The organism is Shewanella profunda (genome assembly GCF_023283765.1).
Lineage (GTDB): Bacteria > Pseudomonadota > Gammaproteobacteria > Enterobacterales > Shewanellaceae > Shewanella > Shewanella profunda.
The window spans coordinates 1-21,148 of the sequence record NZ_JAKILG010000018.1 but is presented as its reverse complement, the minus strand read 5'-3'; the positions used below and the strand labels follow the sequence as shown (position 1 = coordinate 21,148).

Here is a 21,148-nt window from a genome sequence, read left to right as displayed (position 1 = left end):
TTTTTGTGCATGCATAGCTTGCTCAAGTTTGGCGTTATAAAGTGGAGTTAATTTTTGATGAGTTAATTCGTTTTTAAAATCTCACCAACACCCATTCCTGTGTGCTGGTGAGATTTGTCTTTATGCTATTAGTGAATATGCCATTAGCTGAACATTCAGAATGCTAGCCTGTTATATTCGTCTGTCACATTACCGCTTGAATTAAGCTTTAGGCGTTACCGTAACGCTTGCGTCTGTACCAGTATAGGTAATTGATACGCTGTAGCTTTTATTAGCTTTATCCATCGCACTAATGCTGTTGGCATCGAATTTACCTTCAATATGCGAGGACGACAGAATCGTGTAGGTTTTAGCCGCGGTTAACGTAGGTACTGTTAACTGCAATGCGCCAGAAAGATACATCGTTTTTTCTGCTTTAATCTTGGCATTTTTAGCTAAATCGAGTGACAGTGTGCCGCCATCTTTTACAAAATCAGTCACATTCAAAACGCCAAGATTGGCATCGGTTGCACCCGCCGCAATAGCAACTAATAGCGTGCCGTCTTTTTGATAGACAGTGTTGCTACCAAACGCCGTTGATGAGGCCGCTTTGAGCGTACCCTCTGTTAGCACTGTGCCGCCGCTATAGCTGTTGTTACCTTCAAGCGAGAGACTACCGGAGCCAATCTTCTCTAGACGACCTGCGCCAGAGATATCATTGCGCCAGCGATCCTGTGCAGAAAATCCACCTTTACTCGCATCCATATCAACTGTGGTGTTTTCATTAAAGGCGCCATAACCATCTGCAGCAGCGACTAAATCTAAACGTCCCCAGCCACGAGACTGATTGATCACCGGATAATTTGAGGCTATTTGAGTTGTGGCTAAGACCACTCTGCGCTGCCGATCAGATAAATAGGGTAGACGTGTTTCTAACAGTTTTTCAGCGCCTTTAGGGACTTCAGGTGCTTTTGATTCTTCGTTTAATGGATTAAAACCAAAGGTCATATAGGCACGATACGTTGCTTTCATCGCTTTATGATCGGCGTATTCATCCGTTGCATCACACGCTGGGCTTGCATCGGTTGTGCAATGGGCAAACTCATTGATTGAGTCATAACCTGCCGCTTGGGCTTTGGCTAAAAAGTAGTTATGTGCTTGGGTGACTGCATCACTAGCCATAGTGGCATTGTTTTCGTCGTTCAGCATTGCCGCTGTAATGGCGGTTGCCATAACGCGTCCGCCAATCACATCCAGTGGCGAGTGCATACCAGCAACAATGCGGTTTTGTCCTAAATCACCCGCACGCGCCACCATTTCGGCAAATCGTTCTGGCATGGCATAGGCAAAACCGAGTGCCCGGTCAAAGGCTTCCGCTGTGTGACCACTTGGATACCCACCGTCTTTTGCGCGGCCTGATACCCACAATTGGCCACCAGTAGGATCGCTGTAACCTTCTGAGTAGGAGTTATTGCCTTTGTCGGTATAGATGGTTCGTGCGGCGCAACGAAGGCTATCAATAGCGGTGACTAAACGGTTGTTAGCAGCGGGTAAATCATAATATTTAACGGTTGAGGTGCCATCAAGGTTATAACAAGTCAAGGCCGTTAAATCGCTAAAATCGGTAAAGGAAGCCACAGAATAATCGCTTGAATTGATGCGCCAAGGTCTTGGAGAATCGAAGTGATACTTAGGGGCTTCAGTCGATGCACCATAATTTGCGATCGCATTAAGTACTTTGACGACATTGGCTAGTTCTGTGGGGGTGCCATCGATTTCGGTGGTGCCGTAACTTGTATCTGCTGCAGTTATTTGCGCACTAAGGTCGTTATTCATCAAGCGTGCACTATCCATAATGTCGATAACTTTACCGCCCACAGTAACATCGCCATTGGCATTTACTTTGTAGGGTGATGTTGAGTTAGCGCCTTTTCGATAGTCATCAGCTAATGGGCCTAAACCAGAGGTAATGCTAAAGCCTTTATCCCGCTGATCGTCTAAATAGGCATTTACTATGACGCTCTTATCTTTTCTGTCCAGATCGGGTTTGTCTTGGTTTGGACGAGTCAGAGTGACAACGTAATTGAAATTTTCTTGCCATATGGTTTGATCCAAAATGGCATTGTTGTCGAAATTCAGTTGCAGTGCTTTGGAAGTACTGGTTGAAGCGCCACCTTCGATGCCGTTATATGCCTCGAAACCTGCTGCAACCTTTAAGCTATTGGAACCTGTGCTCGCCCATGTTTCATCACCGTGAGTCCAAATGCGATTAAAACCATTCAAAATTTGCAACATAGGACTCGCCGTTTCATCAAAGGCGACAATATTATTTTTATCGTTAGTAACCGGAATATTTCCATCGACGATAGCGATATCAGAACCTGATAAAGCAGGCACTGCAACGGTTTCAGTGTATGAGGTGCCTATGGGCTCGATGGGTTTAACATATTGGTTTTTATCATCGTCACTCGAGTTACATGCTGATAACGCACAAGCAATCGCTGTCATGGTGAACATCTTACTTGCTGTTGAATACTTCATAATTTCGTACTTTCCTAAAAGTGATCAAATCGGAATAGTTAACCCTATGCCGACCCCTCTTTGCGTTAGAAGGTTTGTACGATAATTATAAAGTATGACAATTAGATTAAAGCTTGATGACGTCATCGATAGCTAGATACTGATTAGGATGAAAATCTAATAGATTGTGTTGCTGCTTGAGTTGCTCAAGAAAGCGAGATAAGAGCGAAAGTGTAGGGGTCTATCAATATTGGCTTATAGAGTCGACTTTGAGGTTAATGCCATTGGCCATTACGCCGCAGGCATTAATCCCTCAAGTCGTCTATTTACATCAATTCTTTTAGATTAAATCTTAAACTGGCCGATGAGCTTACCTAGATTAAGTCCTTCCTGTGATACGGTTTGACTGACTCTGGCTGCATCTTCGCTGGAGTGGAGTAACTCATTCACAATCTCTTGGATTGCGTACACATTGCGGTTGATTTCTTCGGTTACAGAGCTTTGCTCCGTCGCCGCTGTTGCAATTTGGGTACTCATATCGTTGATCGCCGTGACTGCCGATGTTACTGAGCCAAGGCTTTCGGAGATAGCGCGGGAAGAATCCACCGAACGTACACAACTGTGTTGGCTCTCTTCCATGGTTTTTACTGCCTGCGCGACAAGTTTGTGCAGTTCAGTGAGCATTTCATTGATTTCTAATGTGCTTGACTGAGTTCGGCTCGCCAAATTACGCACCTCATCGGCTACCACCGCAAAACCTCGGCCTTGTTCACCGGCACGGGCCGCTTCTATGGCGGCATTTAATGCTAACAGGTTAGTTTGCTCGGCAATGCCACCAATCACGGACAGCACATTATTGATTTTCTTAGATTGTTCGCTCAGGGATTGAATGCTACCCGCTGCATTATTGATTTGCTCCATCAAGCCTGCAATTTCCTCTAAGGAGACATCGACACAGCGCTGGGCATTTGCAACATCGAGCGTGGCAGCTTGGGTTGCCTCAGCCACTTGCGTGGTATTTTGTGCAACTTCGCTTGCCGTGGATGACATTTCAGTAATTGCCGTCACCACTTGATCGGTTTCATTGTTATGGCTGATGAGCTGGCTCGACATGACTTTAGTTTGATCATGAATCGCATTAGCAGCGGATTTAACTTTAGACGTCGCGCTTGCGACATCACCTATGATGGTTTGGAGTTTGTCCACAAAGAGATTAAAGGATTGACCCAGTTTAGCGATTTCATCTTCTCCCTTGACGGTGAGGCGCTTGGTTAAATCTCCTTCTCCTTTGGCGATATCGTTTAGGTTATCGGCCATATTTTTGATGGGAGTTACCATACGGTGGGTTGCAATCATAATGATAAATGCGGTTATGCCAGCGAGGACAAGCGCAATCAGCAGGATCCCAAAGGATTTATTCATCATTTGCTCAGTTGCCGCGGTACGATAATCGTCAACAACAGCGTCGATATCATCGATATAAGCCCCTGTGCCTAACATCCAGTCAGTTCCGGGGATCATCATAGAGTAACCGAGTTTTTCTACCTGCTCCTTGGTGTTAGGTTTTTCAAAATAAAAGGAGAAGTTGCCATCGCCATTTTTAGCTGCATCGAGTAAACCGACAATAATTTTAGTGCCGCGGGGATCGGTCATATCGATTTTATTTTGCCCTTCGAGGTTGGGCATGACGGCATGGAACAGGTTTTTGCCCTGAGAGTCATAGATAAAAAAGTAGCCAGCACTACCAAAACGAATATCACGCAGCGCTTGATTTACATTGCCATTTTCCTTTAAAGACAGTTGGTATTGCACTATACCTGCGGCAATTTCAGTCGCTTCTTTTATTTGTGCTTTACGCTCACCAATCAGTTTAGTTTTAAAGATAGTTACTTCATCGGCAAGGGCATCTTGCTCGACATAGTAAGTAACAGTCATGAGTACACATAAAGTAAAGAGGAGAGGGAACAGTGATAATAACAGTAATTTATTACGTAAATTAAAATGAGGCATATCTGAATACTCCAAGATGAACATCGCTTTTACTATGGGGAGTATAGCTAGTGTTCCTTATTTCTCAGTGCTTAAGTTAACAAATCTGTCATACTTTCAATAAAAAGTCCGCTTTTGACTTACCTTGAAAGGCGTAATTATGCTGTAAAGCACAAGCTTTGGTGTGATCTTAGTTTAGTCAACGGGTGGGATCAGCTGATGGCATTAGGATGTATTTAACTCTTTTGCCCCAGTAAATCCCCTATCTGATTTTTTAACATAATTAACCCAAGACTAATGGGCTAAAAACACCGATAATTCACCCCTAATACTCATTACCAATGAGCGCCTTGGTCGATGGGCTGCTACAGACTCGCATATTTAGTGGAAATCATATTCAATGGAAATCAAAGTTAATTTTCTCGACAATCTTAGACTTGAAGCCAAGTTTGATGATTTTACCGTGACCGCCGATCAGCCGATCCGCTACAAAGGTGATGGTTCTGCCCCCAGTCCGTTTGACTATTTCTTAGCGTCGTCAGCCCTGTGTGCGGCCTATTTCGTGAAGGTATATTGCAAAGCCCGTGATATTCCAACGGATAATATCAGGCTGTCGCAGAACAATATTGTCGATCCAGAGGATCGCTACAATCAGATTTTCCAAATTCAGGTCGAGCTCCCCGATGATATTTCGGAGAAAGATCGCGAAGGCATTTTGCGCTCGATTGACCGTTGTACCGTAAAAAAAGTGGTACAAACGGGGCCAGAATTTAAAATTGAAACCGTCGAAAACCTAGATTCAGACGCCAATGCCATGTTGATGGGGCAACCAGATGGTGCATCGAGCACCTTTATTCTGGGTAAAGATCTGCCGCTGGAGCAGACCATTGCCAATATGACGGGCATGCTCGCCGATCTTGGGATGAAGATTGAGATTTCATCCTGGCGCAATATAGTGCCGAACGTGTGGTCACTGCACATTCGTGACGCCGCTTCGCCAATGTGTTTCACCAATGGTAAAGGCGCGACCAAAGAAAGCGCGCTATGCTCGGCACTCGGCGAGTTTATCGAGCGGTTAAATAATAACTTTTTCTATAATGATCAATTCTTTGGTACAGAGATCGCCAATAGCGAATTTGTGCATTATCCCAATGAAAAGTGGTTTGCGTTAGAAGAAGATGATGCGCTACCAGCGGGTATTTTGGATGACTATTGTTTAGAGATTTATAATCCCGACGACGAGCTGTGTGGCTCGCACCTGATTGATACCAATTCGGGCAATATTAAGCGCGGCATTTGTGCGATTCCTTACACCCGTAAATCCGACGGTGAAACGGTTTATTTTCCGTCGAACCTGATTGAAAACCTGTTCTTAAGTAATGGCATGAGCGCGGGTAATAACCTGCAAGAAGCCCATGTGCAGTGCCTGTCAGAGATTTTTGAGCGCGCCGTTAAACGTCAAATCATCGAACAAGAAATTGTACTGCCCGATGTGCCTATGTCTGTACTAGAAAAGTACCCAAGCATCCTCGCGGGCATTAACGGTTTAGAAGAACAAGGTTTCCCCGTGGTGGTAAAAGACGCCTCACTCGGTGGCCAATTCCCTGTAATGTGCGTAACCCTGATGAACCCGAAAACCGGCGGTGTATTTGCCTCCTTTGGCGCGCACCCAAGCTTTGAAGTGGCGTTAGAGCGCAGCTTAACTGAATTACTGCAAGGCCGCAGCTTCGAAGGCTTGAACGATGTGCCAAAACCGACATTTAACAGTATGGCGGTCAGCGAGCCTGAAAACTTTGTTGAGCACTTTATTGATTCAACTGGGGTTATCTCTTGGCGCTTCTTTAGCAGTAAATTTGATTATGAATTCTGCGAATGGGATTTTTCTGGCAGCAACGAACAAGAAGCTGAAAAGCTATTTGGCATTTTAGAAGAGCTAGGTAAAGAGGTGTATATCGCCGAGTTTACCGATCTTGGCGCATCGGCTTGCCGCATTCTAGTCCCTGATTATTCAGAAATTTACCCCGTCGATGACTTGGTTTGGGACAACACTAACAAGGCGCTGGCTTACCGTGAAGATATTTTAAATCTGCATTCTTTAAGCACTAAACAGCTTGTCAGTCTGGTTAATCGTTTAGAAGAAAGCCAACTCGATAATTACACGGATATCCGCACCCTGATTGGTATTGTTTTCGATGAAAATACCGTGTGGGGAAAACTGACAATTATTGAGCTTAAGATCCTGATTTATCTGGCACTTGGTGAGCACGAAGATGCGCTCGAATTAGTAGGTGAATTCCTGCAATTTAACGACAATACCGTTAAACGTGGTTTGTTTTATCAAGCTATGAATGCAGTGCTGGAAGTGACCTTAGATGACGAGTTAGAGCTTGATGATTTTATCCATAATTTCAATCGCATGTTCGGTAAAGAAGTGATGGACAATGTTGTCGGCTCAGTCACAGGTAAAGTGCGTTTTTACGGCTTAACCAAGACCAGTATGCAGCTCGAAGGTATTGAGCCGCATTTAAGATTGATTGAAAGCTATAAAAAGCTGCACCAAGCCCGCAAAGCCAAAGTCGCGAATTAATTTTGTTATTTGGCATTAGCTGAACGCATCAAAAGCGAACCTTAGGGTTCGCTTTTTTGTTTCAACCAGTGGCATAGATCCGTTTGGTTGGCGGTGAGAAATTTGCTACAAATGGTCGTTTGCTCCTTATCTGCAAACTCTATCATTTAAGCCGTGGGGCAGAGTTGCGCTTTTAGCTCATCTTCACTGGTGTAACCGCGATATCCCTTCACTAACTCCCCCTTTGCATTTAACAAAAGCAGGATCGGGGTTGCGGGTATGCCTCCCATTTCTTTTAGCAATTCTGGCGGTGCGCGGTAGGCTTCAAAGGGGAAATTAAGCCGGAATAGGGCGCGTTTTAAGGCTAAGTTATCGCCATTAACCCCTAGCGCGACAGGGTGAATAGGTTGACCACAGTCTTGATGCAGTTTTTTGAGTACGCCTGCTTGCTTGATGCACCAAGGGCATTCAGGTTCAAAAAACATGATCGCCGTTGCTTGCCCCTCTAGATGCGAGAGGTTGGTGAGCTTTTGGCCGCGCAGTTCCTGGAACTGATAGTCGCGGGTCAGCTGCGCCGCCTGTAGAGGCGCGGCGCAGCAAAGTAGTACTAATATGATTTGGCGTAACATTAGAAGGCTAACTTCATGCCGGCGTAAATCTCTCTGCCACGCAGCGGGCCATAGATATATCCCACGTCAAAGGCACCCTCAGCATCGTAAAACAAGGGTGTTTCTTCATCGCCCGCTTGGGTGTAATCAAATAAATTGCTTACTCCGCTGTAAAGGGACACATATTCATTTAACTGATAGCTGACACGTAGATCGAGTGTGAAGTAGGCAGGGGCATCCGTAGTCTTTTTAGAGTCGGGATCCACTTGACCATTGGCATCTAAGCGGTTGTAACCTTCGTAGCCATAATCGGATAAATCACGACTGCCAACCCAAACGAGGTTAGCGAAAAATTCCCAATCGTTCACATCCCAGTCGAAGGTGAGTGTCAGCCTTTCCTCAATTGGTGCAACAGCATAGGATGATTTGAATACTGAATCGTAGTCAAAATTTTCAGCCGTTAGACTTAAGGTCATGTCATCGGTTAAGCGGTAGCCGAATGCAATATCACTGGTGATCACTGTTGCTTTTTCATCAAGCTGAGTGAGCAGTGGAATACCATGGTCATTGGTGGTTAATGCCGCGAGATGCTCCACTTCTGTCCATGCGATTGAGGCGGTAGAGGTGAGTCTTTCACCTTCATAACTTAACGCATAGCTGGCCGAGTTTGATCGCTCTAATTCATCGATATCAATGTCAAACCCAAGGGAGCCGTCTAATATGCCATGGTCGGTTTCAAAGAAGGAAAGCGGCGCTCGGTAACCCCGTCCGGCTGAGACGCGTGAGGTCCATTCATCATTGTGGCGCAGGCGTATATCCAGTCGTGGGGATAGAATGGATTCATCGAGTTCGGTACCCGGCTTGTTGGGATCGGTAAAATCGGCGGTGATCGTGTCGTAACGCAGGGCCATGGCGACTTCGAGTACTTCGGTTGCTTGCCACGTATCCTGTAGATAAATACCTTTCACATCATAGTCAAAGGAATCAGAAACATAATCTGGATTAGCACTGCCTGTGCGGGAATGGGAGCGCATTTCCTCTGTGCGTAAATCAGCGCCAAAGGTGAGTAGTTGGCTTTCACTCAGCAGGTAGTTAAAACGAGCATCGAAGAACCACATTTTATCATCGGCGATATAATCGAATCCCTCATAGAATGAATCTTGATCATGCTCGGCATAGCTTGCTGCCAGATGCATATTCCAGTCATCGCTGAATTCTCTAAGCCAAGCTAATGAAATCTCATTGCGCTCAGTTTTGATCCATTCGGTGGTTTCCCACGCTTTGCCTGTAAAAGGTTTGCGAACATCACCATCTTCAAATAGTTGTTGTGGCTCACTAAATTGATCGTCAAAACCAGACAATACATTGCCAATACTTGAGGCGGTGCTATCGGCAAAGGTGCTGCCTAACATGGGCCCACCAAAAATTTCTGATTGAATATTGGCAATACGTAACACCAGATTGTCTGTGTCTGTGACGTCCTGCGACACTCTTGCGGTTAGGCTGCGGTTTTCCTGCATTGGCGCTTCGTTGACTTGGTTATGATCGGCATCAAACTGATCCCTATCATCGTATTGGGCAACTAAAGTCGCACGGGTACGACCATCCTCACTCACCCCCTTGCCAAGAAAACCGAGTTTTCGGTAACCATTTTCACCTGCAGAGACATCGAGTTCGGCACCGTTTTCCGTGGGTTCGTAGCTGATAATATTGATGGTGCCACCAATGGCTTCGGGGGCAATTAATGATGCGCCCGCACCACGGGCAACTTCAATACGTTCTATCCCTGTGGTGGGGATAGCATCTACGGCATAGTAACCAGAGATCATGGTGTGTACAGGCAAGCCATCCACCAAAATTGTGGTCTGCTCACCTTTCATGCCATTAAGCATAATGCGCTTAACGCCACACATGGAGCATTCGTTAGAAACCTTTACCCCCGGAGAGTTATCAATGGCTTCCGAGAGATTAACGGCGTTTTTATTTTCAATCGTGCTCGCGTTAATCACCTCGGTTTTCATTATGGTATTGGCTAGCGTTCCCGCTTGCTCCAGCCGCTGCCTTACCCCGATAACACTCAGACGTTCAATATTTGCTGTTTCAGCGCTATCAACTTCTTCTGCTACCACAAGCTGTGGACTAAGAAAGATGGCTAAGATTGTGGCCAGATAAGTAGGTTTCACTCTCGTTTCTCCGTAAAATAGAAAGTGGCGCCATAATATGCGAATGAGAATTATTGTTAATTGACATTGGTCATGTTTTTAACATCTTCTTAAAACACGTATTAGTCAGATGATAAAGATTTGATTCTGATCTTATTTTAGAGGTATTGAGTATGCACACAGCCGATGAATTTATTGAATATTTAGCGCTAGAGCAGCATGTTGAAGGGGGCTATTACCGCTCATCCTATCGTTCAGATATGCAGTTCGATGACACTCGCTCACTGTGGAGCAGTATCTATTTTTTGCTGCGTACGGGGGAGGTTTCCCACTTTCATCGCCTGACTGCAGATGAAATGTGGTATTTCCATGCGGGGCAATCACTGACGATTTATATGATTGACCCTGATGGTGAGTTGACTACGGCGCAACTAGGGCTCAATTTAGCTGCGGGAGAACGACCACAATTTTTAGTGCCCAAGGGCTGTATTTTTGGCTCGGCCATGAATCAAGCTGGTTTTTCACTCGTTGGTTGCATGGTATCACCCGGTTTTACCTTCGATGATTTTGAACTATTTAGCCAAGAGAATTTGTTGGCGCAATATCCGCAGCATAGGGATATTATTCTGCGGCTCAGTAGAAGTGAGCACAATTAAAGTGCAATAGTGAATATCGACCGGGATCCTGAGGTTGTTTGGGCATAAAACAACCTTATTGTGGTGGATATTCCGAGAACGGCTTAATAGGACTTGTTTATTGGTGTTTAACCACGTAAAACAAGCTTTTTTAGCGTACCTCGATGTAGCAAGTGTTATGGAGTAATTGAATTTGGAACACTTAGTGTGGGGGCCAGATCCTGTATTAATCTCGTTTATGGGAGTAAAAATACATTGGTATGGCGTTTTGTTTGCTGTTGCTATCACCGCGGGTTTTCAGGTGATGAAGCGGATGTATATCAAGGAAAATCTCGATATCGAATCCCTCGATAATCTGCTGATTTATTGTGTGGTCGGCATCATAGTCGGCGCGCGTTTGGCCCATTGTATGTTTTACGATCCGACTTATTACTTTGCTCATCCGCTTAAGATCTTGGCGATTTGGGAAGGCGGACTCGCCAGCCACGGTGGTGGTTTAGGCGCGATTCTGGCCTTGTATTATTACCAACGTAAAGTGAAGCTACCCTTCTTGTTTTTGTTGGATAGACTCGCGATCGCCACCGCCATTTTTGGCTTTTTTGTGCGTATGGCAAACTTCGCCAACTCAGAAATTTTAGGCGATCCCACGACTCAAGCTTGGGGCATTATATTTGCCCGTGTCGACATGTTGCCAAGACATCCAGCACAGCTCTATGAGGCTTTCGCTTATTTAGCTATCTTTATTGGTCTGTATGCTTTGTATCAATACACGCAGATTAAACAAAGGCATGGGGCTATTTTTGGCCTGTTTCTGGTGTCGGTGTTTAGTGCGCGAATTGCGATTGAGTCGATTAAAGTTAGCCAAGCGGCTTACTCTGAAACTGTCTTAAGTGCGGGACAACTTCTGAGCTTACCGTTTTTAGCCGTAGGTCTAGTCTTGTTGTTCTTGGCGTATCGAAAGCCGCGTGTCTAAGTCTTAAGGCGATTGGTATAAGGTCTTAATGCGATTGGTATAAGATCAAAGTGTAAAAAAGGCTTTCTATCTGGATAGGAAGCCTTTTTTATGGATTAAGAGATTTAAGAATTGGCTAGTTTTGTTTCACGATATTGACCACCTGCACCATGGCATCCCGAGCGGAACGACTCACACCTGAGAGTTGGAAGAAGCCATGGATGACGCCAAGATAACGACGGCAGTGGGCATTTACACCAGCCTCTAATAGATTCCTAAATAGCTGTTCACCCTCATCGACGAGGGGATCAAACTCCGCGGTGATGATATGGGTTTCGGGTAAGCCTGCTAAGTCATCACGGCGTAGTGGACTGGCTTCGGTATCGGTTCTGGGGTGCCAATCTAAATACAGATCGAAACCTGTTAGCAAGGTATCGCGGGTGATGATGTATTTCTCGCCATTGTCGCTATAGCTTTGGCTCTTAGCGGTGGCATCGAGCATAGGATAGATAAGCACTTGTTTTTGCGGCAACCATTGCCCTTTGGCTTTTAAACGTAGGCAAGTGACTAGGGCCAAATGGCCGCCGGCGCTATCGCCCACCAGGGTGATATTAGCGTTATCACCGCCCCATTGGTGGCAATGTTGATAGATGACTTCTGCGGCATGGCAGGCATCGTCGTGGGCTGCGGGGTAAACATGTTCTGGGGCGAGACGATAGCGAACGGCGATCACCAGTGCGCCAGAATCATTGGCGAGTTTACGCAGTTGTTGATTGTGGGTTTCAACGCCGCCACTGACAAAACAGCCACCATGGTAGTAAATGACGATAGGTAAATTGTTTGCCGCCGAGGGTTTGAACAGAGTTAATTCTGCGCCATCGATGGAAATTGCACGCACCTCGAACACCTCTTCAGGCTCACCCGCGAGTACGGTACTGGCAATATAACCTTGGCGACGTTCCTCTATCGTTTGCGCCCGCACCGATGGGCAACCCGCCGCAATAAACTCGCCGACCAATTGTTTAATTCCATCTTCTAAATAGAGTTGGCTCATTTTATTCTCCTAAAATTCGATTGGTGTAATGGCGCACTATGCTGTGTTGGGCTAAATCAAGTCGTTAGCGGGAGTTTATCCGCAGCCTAGTGGAAATGGTAGCGACCGCGATTGCAAAATGGATTTTGATATCACTCGATAAGTTCATCATTCTCTATTTGCGGCTTAACTAAAAACGAACCATGTGCTTAATGAATACGATGGTAGTGACCTCTTTAGGATTGAGGTGATAAATAAATGGTAATAAAATTACCAATGCAATTGACTGTTAGCGTAAATGCGCTTAAATTTCCGCCTAAATACGGCGCTGCTAGCCTAGTGTTGAGCACCTAATTGCTATTTGTGAAATTAATTTTCAAAAAAGTAACATTAAAGTGCAATCCATAGATTGGTAACGCAAGTGATTGAGCTGGGTTATTTTGAGCATTAGCGGCATTAGCGGCATTAGCGGCATTAGCGGTAAAACTGAGCAAAAACTCTTACGATTTCATTATCCATTTTAGTAGGCATTTCCGTGGCAAAAGCACCCAAAACGTTGCAACAGCGCATGAGTATCATTGCGCTGACTTGGCCTATTTTTATCGAGACCTTGCTGCAATCCTTACTTGGGATCAGCGACATTTTTATGCTCAGCAATTATTCCGATAATGCGGTTGCCGCGGTTGGACTCACCACTCAGTTGATGTTTTTTATGATGGTGATGTCCATGATGGTCAGTACGGGTGCGAGTATTTTGATTAGCCAAAGCAATGGTGCGGGGCAACCGCAGCAGGCAATTGATATTGGTGTGGCGAGCGTTGCCTTGAGTCTGGGTTTAGCACTGCTCATGGGGACGTCAATGTTTTTCGGCGCCCAAAGCATTATCGGTTTATTCGCCCTTGAGCATGATGTCGCGGGTTTTGGGTACGATTATTTAGTCATTTGCGGCAGCTTGAGCATAGGTCTTGTAATGAACATCGCTTTTGCTGCGATTTTAAGGAGTTACGGCTTTACCCGTTCGGCAATGTTAGTCACCTCGAGCACGGGATTGATGAATGTGATAGGCAATTATATTGCCCTGTATTCACCCTTTGGTTTACCTGTTTATGGGGTCACAGGGGTGGCGATATCGACAGTGACTAGTCAGATTATTGGTGCGGTAATTATGCTGATGGTCATCCGCCACAAGAAAATTCCACTACCTATGCAAAGGCTTAAAATTTTACCACGCAGCACTTATTGGAGCGTGATGCGCATTGGCCTGCTTAATGCGGGTGAGATGCTGTCCTACAATATGGCGCAGATGACCATCATTTACTTTATCAGTCAGATGGGCACGCTTTCGCTTACTGCCTATACCTATGGCTTGAACATCAGCCGTTTTATCTACTGTTTTGCGGTGGCACTCGGGCAGGCTACGCAAATCCAGACTGGATACTATGTTGGCAAACAATGGTTTGAACAAATCACCACTAGAGTTCAGCGCTATTGTGTTATCGGTTTTATTGCCTCCCTCGTCATTGTATTAGTTTTCTATTGGCAGCGATTCGTTATTGTCGGCTGGCTAAGTGAAAATGAGGAGGTCATCCAACTGACGGCATTATTGTTGGCAGGTTCCATCGCCCTTGAAACAGGGCGGGTATTTAACTTGGTCATTATCTCGGCGCTAAAGGGAGCGGGTGATGTAGCGTTCCCCGTGCGGATTGGTCTGTTTAGCATGTGGGGTATTGGGGTGTTTTTTGCTTGGTTATTCGGTTTGCATTTAGGTTATGGCGTGCTGGCAGCCTGGCTTGCTGTGGCTGCCGATGAATGGATCCGCGGTTTGATTATGGTTCACCGTTGGCGCTCTGGCCGCTGGCAACGTTTTACTCGGATCCCTCCTGCGCCGCAGTGTTGATGGTGTGAAGTGATCGCGCAGCAACGATTGGCTGCGCTTCTGCTTGATAAGCTTAGCCTTGCTGTTGCAGTAGGGTGCGACAAAGCTTAATAAAGTCCGATGAGGTGACTATGCCCAGCACTTTTTTATCAGCATCGACGACTGGCAAGCAGCCAAGTTTGTTCTCAATAAAATATTCCACTACCACAGTTAAGGGCTCATCGGCAGCTAAGTGTTGGAATTCTTTGTCCATTACCGTGTTAATAGGCGTGTAGCGCTCTTTGCGATCGAGTGCCCCTTGGCCGTATTTATTGAGCATAGATAGAACGCTAGCAATCATTTTTTTGTGGGTAAGTACGCCTACAAGGGTGCCATCGGTTTCAGATATTACGGGTAGATGGCGAACATTGCGGGTTTGCATTAGGTGATGGGCATCTTTTAGGCTAGCGCCATCGCTGATGCAGATCGCATTCGGGCTCATAATATCGCTGACTTTCATCATATAAATTCCTTCCTTGCGGTTCTCGAGCATGTGCCTTATGCCCTGTAAACGGGCTGAATTTAGCTTAGTTCGATGTTAGCAGCTTCTTCGCTTGCAGTGCTAGTCCTGCACAAATAAAGTACGTTATCCAGAATAACTAGTTGAATTAATAGCGATCCTAAATGGCTGAAATGGATGTCACCAATATGTAACAGTTATGTCTCACAATCGTGTCCTCATCAGACCTCATACCTGTGAATGTGAAGCGTAATCTAAAAAGGGAATAATAATGAATCGTACCGTGACTCGTCGTGATTTTCTGGCTATGTCGGCCAAAGGTGTTGGTGTTGCTGTTATTTCTTACGGCTTGATGGGCTGTAGTGATAGTGATGATAATTCTATCCCCGCAGAATTTCTTCATGGGATAGCCAGTGGTGATCCTGCCCATGATGCCGTTATCCTTTGGACCCGTGTAACACCAGAATCACAAGGCGATGTGAAAGTGAGCTGGCAAGTAGCCAGTGATGCGGCATTTTCACAGCTAGTGACCACGGGTGAAATGGTGACTAATGCCAGCCGTGATTACACGGTTAAAGTGGATGCCCGCGGTTTACGTGCAGGGCAAAACTATTTTTACCGCTTTAAGACGGGTGATAAAACCTCAGAGTTAGGTCAAACCCAAACTTTGCCTGAAGGTGAAGTCAGCTCAGTAAAGTTAGCCGTACTTTCTTGTTCTAATTTCCCTGCGGGTTACTTTAACGTGTATGAGTTAGCGGCGGCGCAGGACGATTTAGCTGCTGTGGTGCACTTAGGGGATTACATTTACGAATATCCTCGCGGTGGTTATGCCAGTGAACATGCGGCAGAATTGGGCCGAGAAGTGCTTCCCGCCAATGAGTTATTGAGCTTAAGCGATTATCGTACCCGTTATGGTCAGTACCGCACCGATGCGAGTCTGCAAAAATTACACGCCAAAGTGCCTTTTATCACGGTATGGGATGACCACGAAGTGGCTAACGATACTTGGCGTGATGGCGCAGAGAATCACAATGAAGATGAAGGGGATTTCACTGCTCGCAAAGAAGCCGCATTACAGGCTTATTTTGAGTGGTTGCCCATTCGCCCATGGCGTGAAGGCAACCATGAGGAGATTTACCGCAGCTTCAGTTACGGTAACTTAGTGGATTTACATATGCTTGATACTCGTGTGTTAGCTCGGGATAAACAGCTCGAATATGCCGATTATATGGATGCCACTACAGGCACCTTTGATGGCGAGCGTTTCCTTACGGATGTGACTTCGACCTCGCGAACCCTACTCGGCTTGACGCAATTATTATGGTTACAGGGCACGCTGTTACAGGCAACGGGCAAGTGGCAGGTGTTAGGTCAGCAAGTTTTAATGGGTAAAATGTCATTACCTGCGGCGATTGCGACTCAGCAGATGAGTATTCCCCAATATGCCATGTTAGGTGCTTTAGCTAAATTAGCGGCGCGTGCGGCTGCGGGCGATCCCACCTTAACCGCCGAAGAGCTGCAATATCTACAAGCCAATCAAGCGTTATTAACGCCTGAGGTTATTGCGCTATTGCAACTTCCTTCCATCCCCTACAACTTAGATGCTTGGGATGGTTATGCCTATGAACGTGAAGTTATTCTTGGCACAGCTAAGTCGAAAAATCTTAATTTAGTCGTGATTGCGGGCGATACCCACAATGCCTGGGCAAGTGAGCTTAAAGATGTGAATGGTGATACCGTAGGCGTGGAGTTTGCGACTAGCTCAGTGTCTTCACCGGGACTTGAGTATTATTTGAATCTGCCTGCGGAGCAGATCCCAGCAACTGAAGCGGCGATCGTCGAGTTAGTGCCGGATCTTAAGTATGCGAACTTAAACGATCGCGGCTTTATGACACTGACATTTACCCCTGATGCGGTACGCAGTGACTGGTATTATGTGGATACGATTCTGTCGAAGGATTTCCAAGTTGCCACCGCGCGTGGTTATAGTGCGATGACTAATGCGGGTGAGCATATTATCAACCCTGTTAGCTAGTTCGAGATAAGTCTTTGCGTGTTCCTTGTCGGCTACCTTAGGGTGGCCTTTTTTGTTGGTTTTGCGCTGGAAATGCAAAATAAATGCTTGTTACCCCCCAAGTTCTTACTATTACTGCAGCACTGTGGTTTTTTTTGGTATAAAATTCGCTCCCAAAATTCGGTGGCTGCCTACACTTGCTAGGACTCTTGTGAAGAGAATGCTGTTCTCGTGTTTTGGACGCCGAACAGACCTACTAGGTAAAGCATTTGCTTTAGTCACCTAAAAATAAATAATCGCAATGGGGACGGTGTCATGTCAGAAAAGTATTTTGTTACCGCACAGCAACTGCTGGAAGATTCATTTCTATTGGCTTCACAGGTGTACGAGAGTGGTTTTCGTCCGCAGTTTATCGTGGGTATTTGGCGTGGCGGTGCTCCAATTGGGATCGCAGTTCAAGAATTCTTCGATTTTAAACAAGTTGAAACCGATCATATTGCCGTGCGTACTTCCTCTTACTACGGTATTGGTACCGACAAGCAGAGCAAAGAAATCAAAGTGCATGGTTTGCACTATATTGTTGAAAATGCGAACGCCAGTGATGGACTGCTGATTGTTGATGATGTGTTTGATTCTGGCCGTAGCATCCATGCATTAAAGGAAAAATTAAGCCAACTTATGCGCTTAAACATGCCGCAGGATATCCGTATTGCTTGTCCTTACTACAAGCCTAAAAATACCGCGGTGCCATTAAAGCCTGATTATTACATCCACGCTTCTGAGGATTGGTTAGTATTCCCCCATGAAGTAACGGGTTTAACGCCCGAAGAAATTGCTGAAGGTAAAAGCGATTTAAAGAATATTCAGCACCTTTTTAAATAGTCTTAAAAATTTCAAACACATAAAAAATGCGTTAACGGCCACCGTTAGCGCATTTTGCATATTTAAGTAAGACCGCGATTCTAAGGCTTGAATGGGTTAGATCGATTTTAGCGCAACACAGTTCGGTTAAATTTAGTTCGGTTAAATTCAGCTTGGTGGTATTTTTCAATAAAGTAGTCGTTATATTCAGAGCATAATCTATAGATGAATGTGTGAAGCTAACATGAATATTTTCACTTGAGCGATCTTTCTAGGCCGAAATCAAGTAAACTGCGCTCCTTTTGTTTTATGATGAGCGTTTGGTTCGCTTGATAAGACAAACGTGACAAGCATCATTTAGGAAATAGAGCAGAATGAGCAAGGGCAAAAAATACGATTTTCGCGTGACACAGGGCGATAATGGTTGGAAAACTGAAATCACTCGTCGTATGACATCAACCAAAACTGTAGTGTCTAAAAGCCACGACGGTTTTGCGACCGAAGCCGAAGCGCAAGCTTGGGGCTTAACCGAATTACAAGTGTTTTTAGGCACGTTAACTGAGCGTAATAAACGTCGCACAGAGAAACAAACTAAAGCAAAATTAGCCGCAGCATTGGCGGCAGAAGCGGCAACTGATGCCGAAGATCTTGATGAAGAAGACGATTTAGACGAAGAGTAAGCGCTCGTTATAACTGTCTTATCAAACAAAAAAGCGGATCATTAGATCCGCTTTTGTTTTATACCAATAAGATATTAAGCTTTTAGCTTAAAACTACCCTGCATAATTGCCCAGTGGCCAGGGAAGCTACAGAAGAATTTGTAATCTTCAGCTGCATCCATTCCCTCTGTGCTAAAGGTGATTGATGTTGATTCACCGCCACCGACTAATGCAGTGTGTGCAATCACGCGTGTGTCATCCGCTTTGATATAGGCTGCATCGGCACCCGCGGCCATTCCATCATTGGCTGCACCTGCCATATCGGCGGCTTTAGTTAACACCCAATTATGACCCATGGCAGCCTTTGGTAAGGTTCCTGTGTGTGTCAGAGTGAGGGTCACTTCTTTACAACTCGCAGGGACTGACAGTTCTTTAGTATCAAATTGCATTGCATCAGTGGCAGCAATATTCAATTCACATTCATTGGCACTCGCTTGGCTAGCGACTAATAATCCTAAACCTAAAAGACTCACGCTGGTTAGGTTACGTAAAGATGTGCTCTTTGCTTTCATCTGGTACTTCCTTATTTAAACAAGGGGAGTTGAGTCGTTTTGAATCAACCATGCGCTGAAAGAATAGCCAATCTTTATTAAATGGGAATGAATTCGCTTGGTAAATTATGTATATGCAACTTTCGATTGAAAGCTGCATAGCGATTATAGGGTGTTAGAAGCCAGTTCGTGACGATAGGGTATTGCGCGCTGGGCACCCTGGCGTGTGACTGTGATAGCGGATGCGGTATTGGCAAAAGCAACCGCTTCTGCAATGGACATTCCCTCACTTAAACCGACAACTAAAGCACCATTAAAGGTATCACCTGCTGCAACTGTATCAATCGCTTGCACTTTGATAGCAGGTACAAGTCCGGTAAAACTAGGACTGCTGATATAAGCGCCCTTTGGACCTAAAGTGATAACCACAATTCCCACTCCCTGTTGGTGCAGTAATTGGGCCGCAAGATGGGCATCATCGAGATGATTAACTTCGACCCCTGTAAGTGCTTCAGCTTCGGTTTCATTTGGGGTAATAATATCCACCCATTGAAGACAATGTTGCCCTAAAACCTTTGCTGGAGCGGGATTTAATACCGTAGTGACTCCCAGCCTTTTTGCCATCTGTAACGCTTTAGCTACTGTGGCAACTGGGGTTTCTAATTGGATCAGAAGGTACTGGGCATTGGCAAACAGGGCGTAGTGGTTTTCTAAATCCTCAGGTAAAAGATCCGCATTAGCCCCAGCGGAAACCCCAATGGAATTTTCACCGTTGTTACCGATAAAAATGATTGCCGTTCCCGTACTCATATTAGGAATCTGACTGATCCCTTCAGTGCTAATACCGTCTTTTATCCAGCTTTGACGCATATCATCACCAACGCTATCTTGGCCTAAGTGGCAGATAAAATCGATATGGGCGCCGGGTTTGGCTAAACGCGCGCAGGCAACGGCTTGGTTTGCTCCCTTACCACCGTGTTCAAGGCGATATTCTCGGCTCATCAAGGTTTGCCCTGCAGCCGGTAGGTACTCAAACTTCATCACATGATCAGCATTTGCACTGCCGATAACGAGTATTTGACTCATAGACGATCCTCTGTCGATTTTATCTGCGATTAAGATAAGTTGCGGTATACACACTCAAGCTGTCCGCGAGAAAATCGACAAAACCTTGCCTATCTAGCCCAAATAATACTGTCGCATTGGTGGGTTTATCTGTGAGCTGATAGCGATCGACCACTGTCATACCAAGGGTCAGTTCACTTTGGGTTTCAATGCCCACCCAGCAATCTTGCGCTTCAAATAGCTCAGGTTTGAGCAACCAAGCGATAGTACAGGGATCATGAAGCGGCGCGCCAATAAAACCCCATTTAGGATCTCTGTGATAGATCATAAAGAAATCCAATAACTCGGCAACACACTTGGCGATAGGATTTTGAATTGCACGAATGCGCTCTATATCTTCATCCATGATTTGCGCTTGGTGGGTCACATCGAGCCCACACATAGTAATGGGAATGCCCGCTTTGAACACAATGTCTGCGGCTTCCGGGTCAACGTAAATATTAAACTCGGCTGCAGGGGTCCAATTACTCACACCAGCGGCGCCGCCCATCAGTACAATACGCTCAATCTTATGGTGTAATTCACCGTGACTTGCTAGCAATAGGGCGATATTTGTCAGCGGTCCGGTGGGAATTAATGTCACAGGCTTTGTACTTTGGCGAATTTGCTGCGCCATTAATTCAACCGCGGTAATGGCTTGAGGACTAAAGCTTGGGTTGGGTAATACAGGCCCATCGAGCCCTGTTTCACCGTGAACATTGTCGGCAATAATCAGTTCGCGGGATAAAGGTTTGGCCGCGCCGCCTGCCACAGGGATATCGCTACGGTTTAACAGGGTTAAGATCCGCAGGGCATTATTGAGGGTTTTATCTGGGGTTTGATTGCCTGCACTGGTGGTCACGGCTAAGGGGACTAATTCTGGATGGGCTAGGGCTAAGATCAGCGCAATAGCATCATCGTGGCCGGGATCGCAATCAAGAATAATATGGCGAGTCATACTGTTACTCCTTTAAACAGATATTCTGGTGCATTAGAGTAGCATGCTGAAAATTTTGAGGAAGTTAGATCTGTCTAGTCCTGAAATAAGTTGACACTTATTTCCACCTAAAACGCCTGATGAACCTCATCGGGCGTTTTGTATTTTAAGGCCAAATGCGGCCGTCGTTGATTATATATGGC

General features: G+C 45.5%; 16 protein-coding genes. 7 read left to right on the top strand and 9 right to left on the bottom strand.

All coding sequences use genetic code 11. The annotated features are described in order from the left end of the window. Positions 1–201: 201 nt before the first annotated feature. Together L2744_RS10695 and L2744_RS10690 are read right to left on the bottom strand one after the other, a co-directional pair. Complete coding sequence (locus tag L2744_RS10695; RefSeq protein ID WP_248991893.1) at positions 202–2,520, bottom strand: phosphatase PAP2 family protein; 2,319 nt, start codon at positions 2,518–2,520, stop codon at positions 202–204. 324 nt (positions 2,521–2,844) lie between these two features. Continuing rightward, the gene (locus L2744_RS10690; protein WP_248991892.1) at positions 2,845–4,509 is read right to left on the bottom strand and encodes a methyl-accepting chemotaxis protein; all 1,665 of its coding nucleotides are present in this window, start codon (positions 4,507–4,509) and stop codon (positions 2,845–2,847) included. A gap of 379 nt (positions 4,510–4,888) precedes the next feature. Between L2744_RS10690 and L2744_RS10685 the strand changes: the two genes are divergently transcribed. After that, on the top strand, positions 4,889–7,075 hold the full coding sequence (locus tag L2744_RS10685; protein WP_248991891.1) for an OsmC domain/YcaO domain-containing protein: 2,187 nt from the start codon (positions 4,889–4,891) through the stop codon (positions 7,073–7,075). A gap of 146 nt (positions 7,076–7,221) precedes the next feature. On the opposite strand, the gene L2744_RS10680 is transcribed toward L2744_RS10685, so the two are convergent. Continuing rightward, positions 7,222–7,683 carry a TlpA family protein disulfide reductase gene (locus L2744_RS10680; RefSeq protein WP_248991890.1) on the bottom strand — a complete coding sequence of 154 codons (462 nt, stop codon included), beginning with the start codon at positions 7,681–7,683 and terminating at the stop codon, positions 7,222–7,224. After that, entirely contained in the window at positions 7,683–9,845 is a 2,163-nt protein-coding gene (locus tag L2744_RS10675) for a TonB-dependent receptor plug domain-containing protein (RefSeq protein WP_248991889.1), read from the bottom strand. The genes L2744_RS10680 and L2744_RS10675 overlap by 1 nt, the downstream gene beginning before the upstream one ends. A gap of 152 nt (positions 9,846–9,997) precedes the next feature. On the opposite strand from L2744_RS10675, the gene L2744_RS10670 reads away from it, so the two are divergent. Then, entirely contained in the window at positions 9,998–10,480 is a 483-nt protein-coding gene (locus tag L2744_RS10670; RefSeq protein WP_248991888.1) for a cupin domain-containing protein, read from the top strand. A 172-nt stretch (positions 10,481–10,652) separates the two neighbouring features. Continuing rightward, on the top strand, positions 10,653–11,432 hold the full coding sequence (lgt, locus tag L2744_RS10665; protein WP_248991887.1) for a prolipoprotein diacylglyceryl transferase: 780 nt from the start codon (positions 10,653–10,655) through the stop codon (positions 11,430–11,432). A 115-nt stretch (positions 11,433–11,547) separates the two neighbouring features. Here lgt and L2744_RS10660 read toward each other — a convergent pair whose 3' ends face one another. Then, the gene (locus L2744_RS10660; RefSeq protein ID WP_248991886.1) at positions 11,548–12,465 is read right to left on the bottom strand and encodes an alpha/beta hydrolase; all 918 of its coding nucleotides are present in this window, start codon (positions 12,463–12,465) and stop codon (positions 11,548–11,550) included. Positions 12,466–12,979: 514 nt separating this feature from the next. On the opposite strand from L2744_RS10660, the gene L2744_RS10655 reads away from it, so the two are divergent. After that, positions 12,980–14,341: an MATE family efflux transporter gene (locus L2744_RS10655; protein ID WP_248991885.1), complete on the top strand. Its 1,362-nt coding sequence runs from the start codon at positions 12,980–12,982 to the stop codon at positions 14,339–14,341. 52 nt (positions 14,342–14,393) lie between these two features. Here the strand turns inward: L2744_RS10655 and L2744_RS10650 are convergent, their stop codons facing one another. Beyond that, the gene (locus L2744_RS10650; protein ID WP_248991944.1) at positions 14,394–14,819 is read right to left on the bottom strand and encodes a CBS domain-containing protein; all 426 of its coding nucleotides are present in this window, start codon (positions 14,817–14,819) and stop codon (positions 14,394–14,396) included. Positions 14,820–15,090: 271 nt separating this feature from the next. Here L2744_RS10650 and L2744_RS10645 point away from each other — a divergent pair, with 271 nt between their 5' ends. The 3 genes from L2744_RS10645 to L2744_RS10635 all read left to right on the top strand — a co-directional run bounded on the left by L2744_RS10645 (position 15,091) and on the right by L2744_RS10635 (position 18,374). Continuing rightward, complete coding sequence (locus L2744_RS10645) at positions 15,091–16,854, top strand: alkaline phosphatase D family protein (RefSeq protein ID WP_248991884.1); 1,764 nt, start codon at positions 15,091–15,093, stop codon at positions 16,852–16,854. Between the two features lie 294 nt (positions 16,855–17,148). After that, a complete protein-coding gene (locus L2744_RS10640; RefSeq protein WP_248991883.1) occupies positions 17,149–17,715 on the top strand; it encodes a phosphoribosyltransferase in 567 nt (188 codons plus the stop codon). Positions 17,716–18,068: 353 nt separating this feature from the next. Next, on the top strand, positions 18,069–18,374 hold the full coding sequence (locus L2744_RS10635; RefSeq protein WP_248991882.1) for a DUF3622 domain-containing protein: 306 nt from the start codon (positions 18,069–18,071) through the stop codon (positions 18,372–18,374). A 74-nt stretch (positions 18,375–18,448) separates the two neighbouring features. Here L2744_RS10635 and azu read toward each other — a convergent pair whose 3' ends face one another. The 3 genes from azu to rihA all read right to left on the bottom strand — a co-directional run bounded on the left by azu (position 18,449) and on the right by rihA (position 20,966). Further along, entirely contained in the window at positions 18,449–18,925 is a 477-nt protein-coding gene (azu, locus tag L2744_RS10630) for an azurin (protein WP_248991881.1), read from the bottom strand. Between the two features lie 144 nt (positions 18,926–19,069). After that, entirely contained in the window at positions 19,070–19,990 is a 921-nt protein-coding gene (rbsK, locus tag L2744_RS10625) for a ribokinase (protein WP_248991880.1), read from the bottom strand. A 19-nt stretch (positions 19,991–20,009) separates the two neighbouring features. Next, positions 20,010–20,966 (bottom strand): pyrimidine-specific ribonucleoside hydrolase RihA, encoded by a 957-nt coding sequence (rihA, locus tag L2744_RS10620; protein ID WP_248991879.1) that lies wholly within the window; start codon positions 20,964–20,966, stop codon positions 20,010–20,012. Positions 20,967–21,148: the final 182 nt, after the last annotated feature.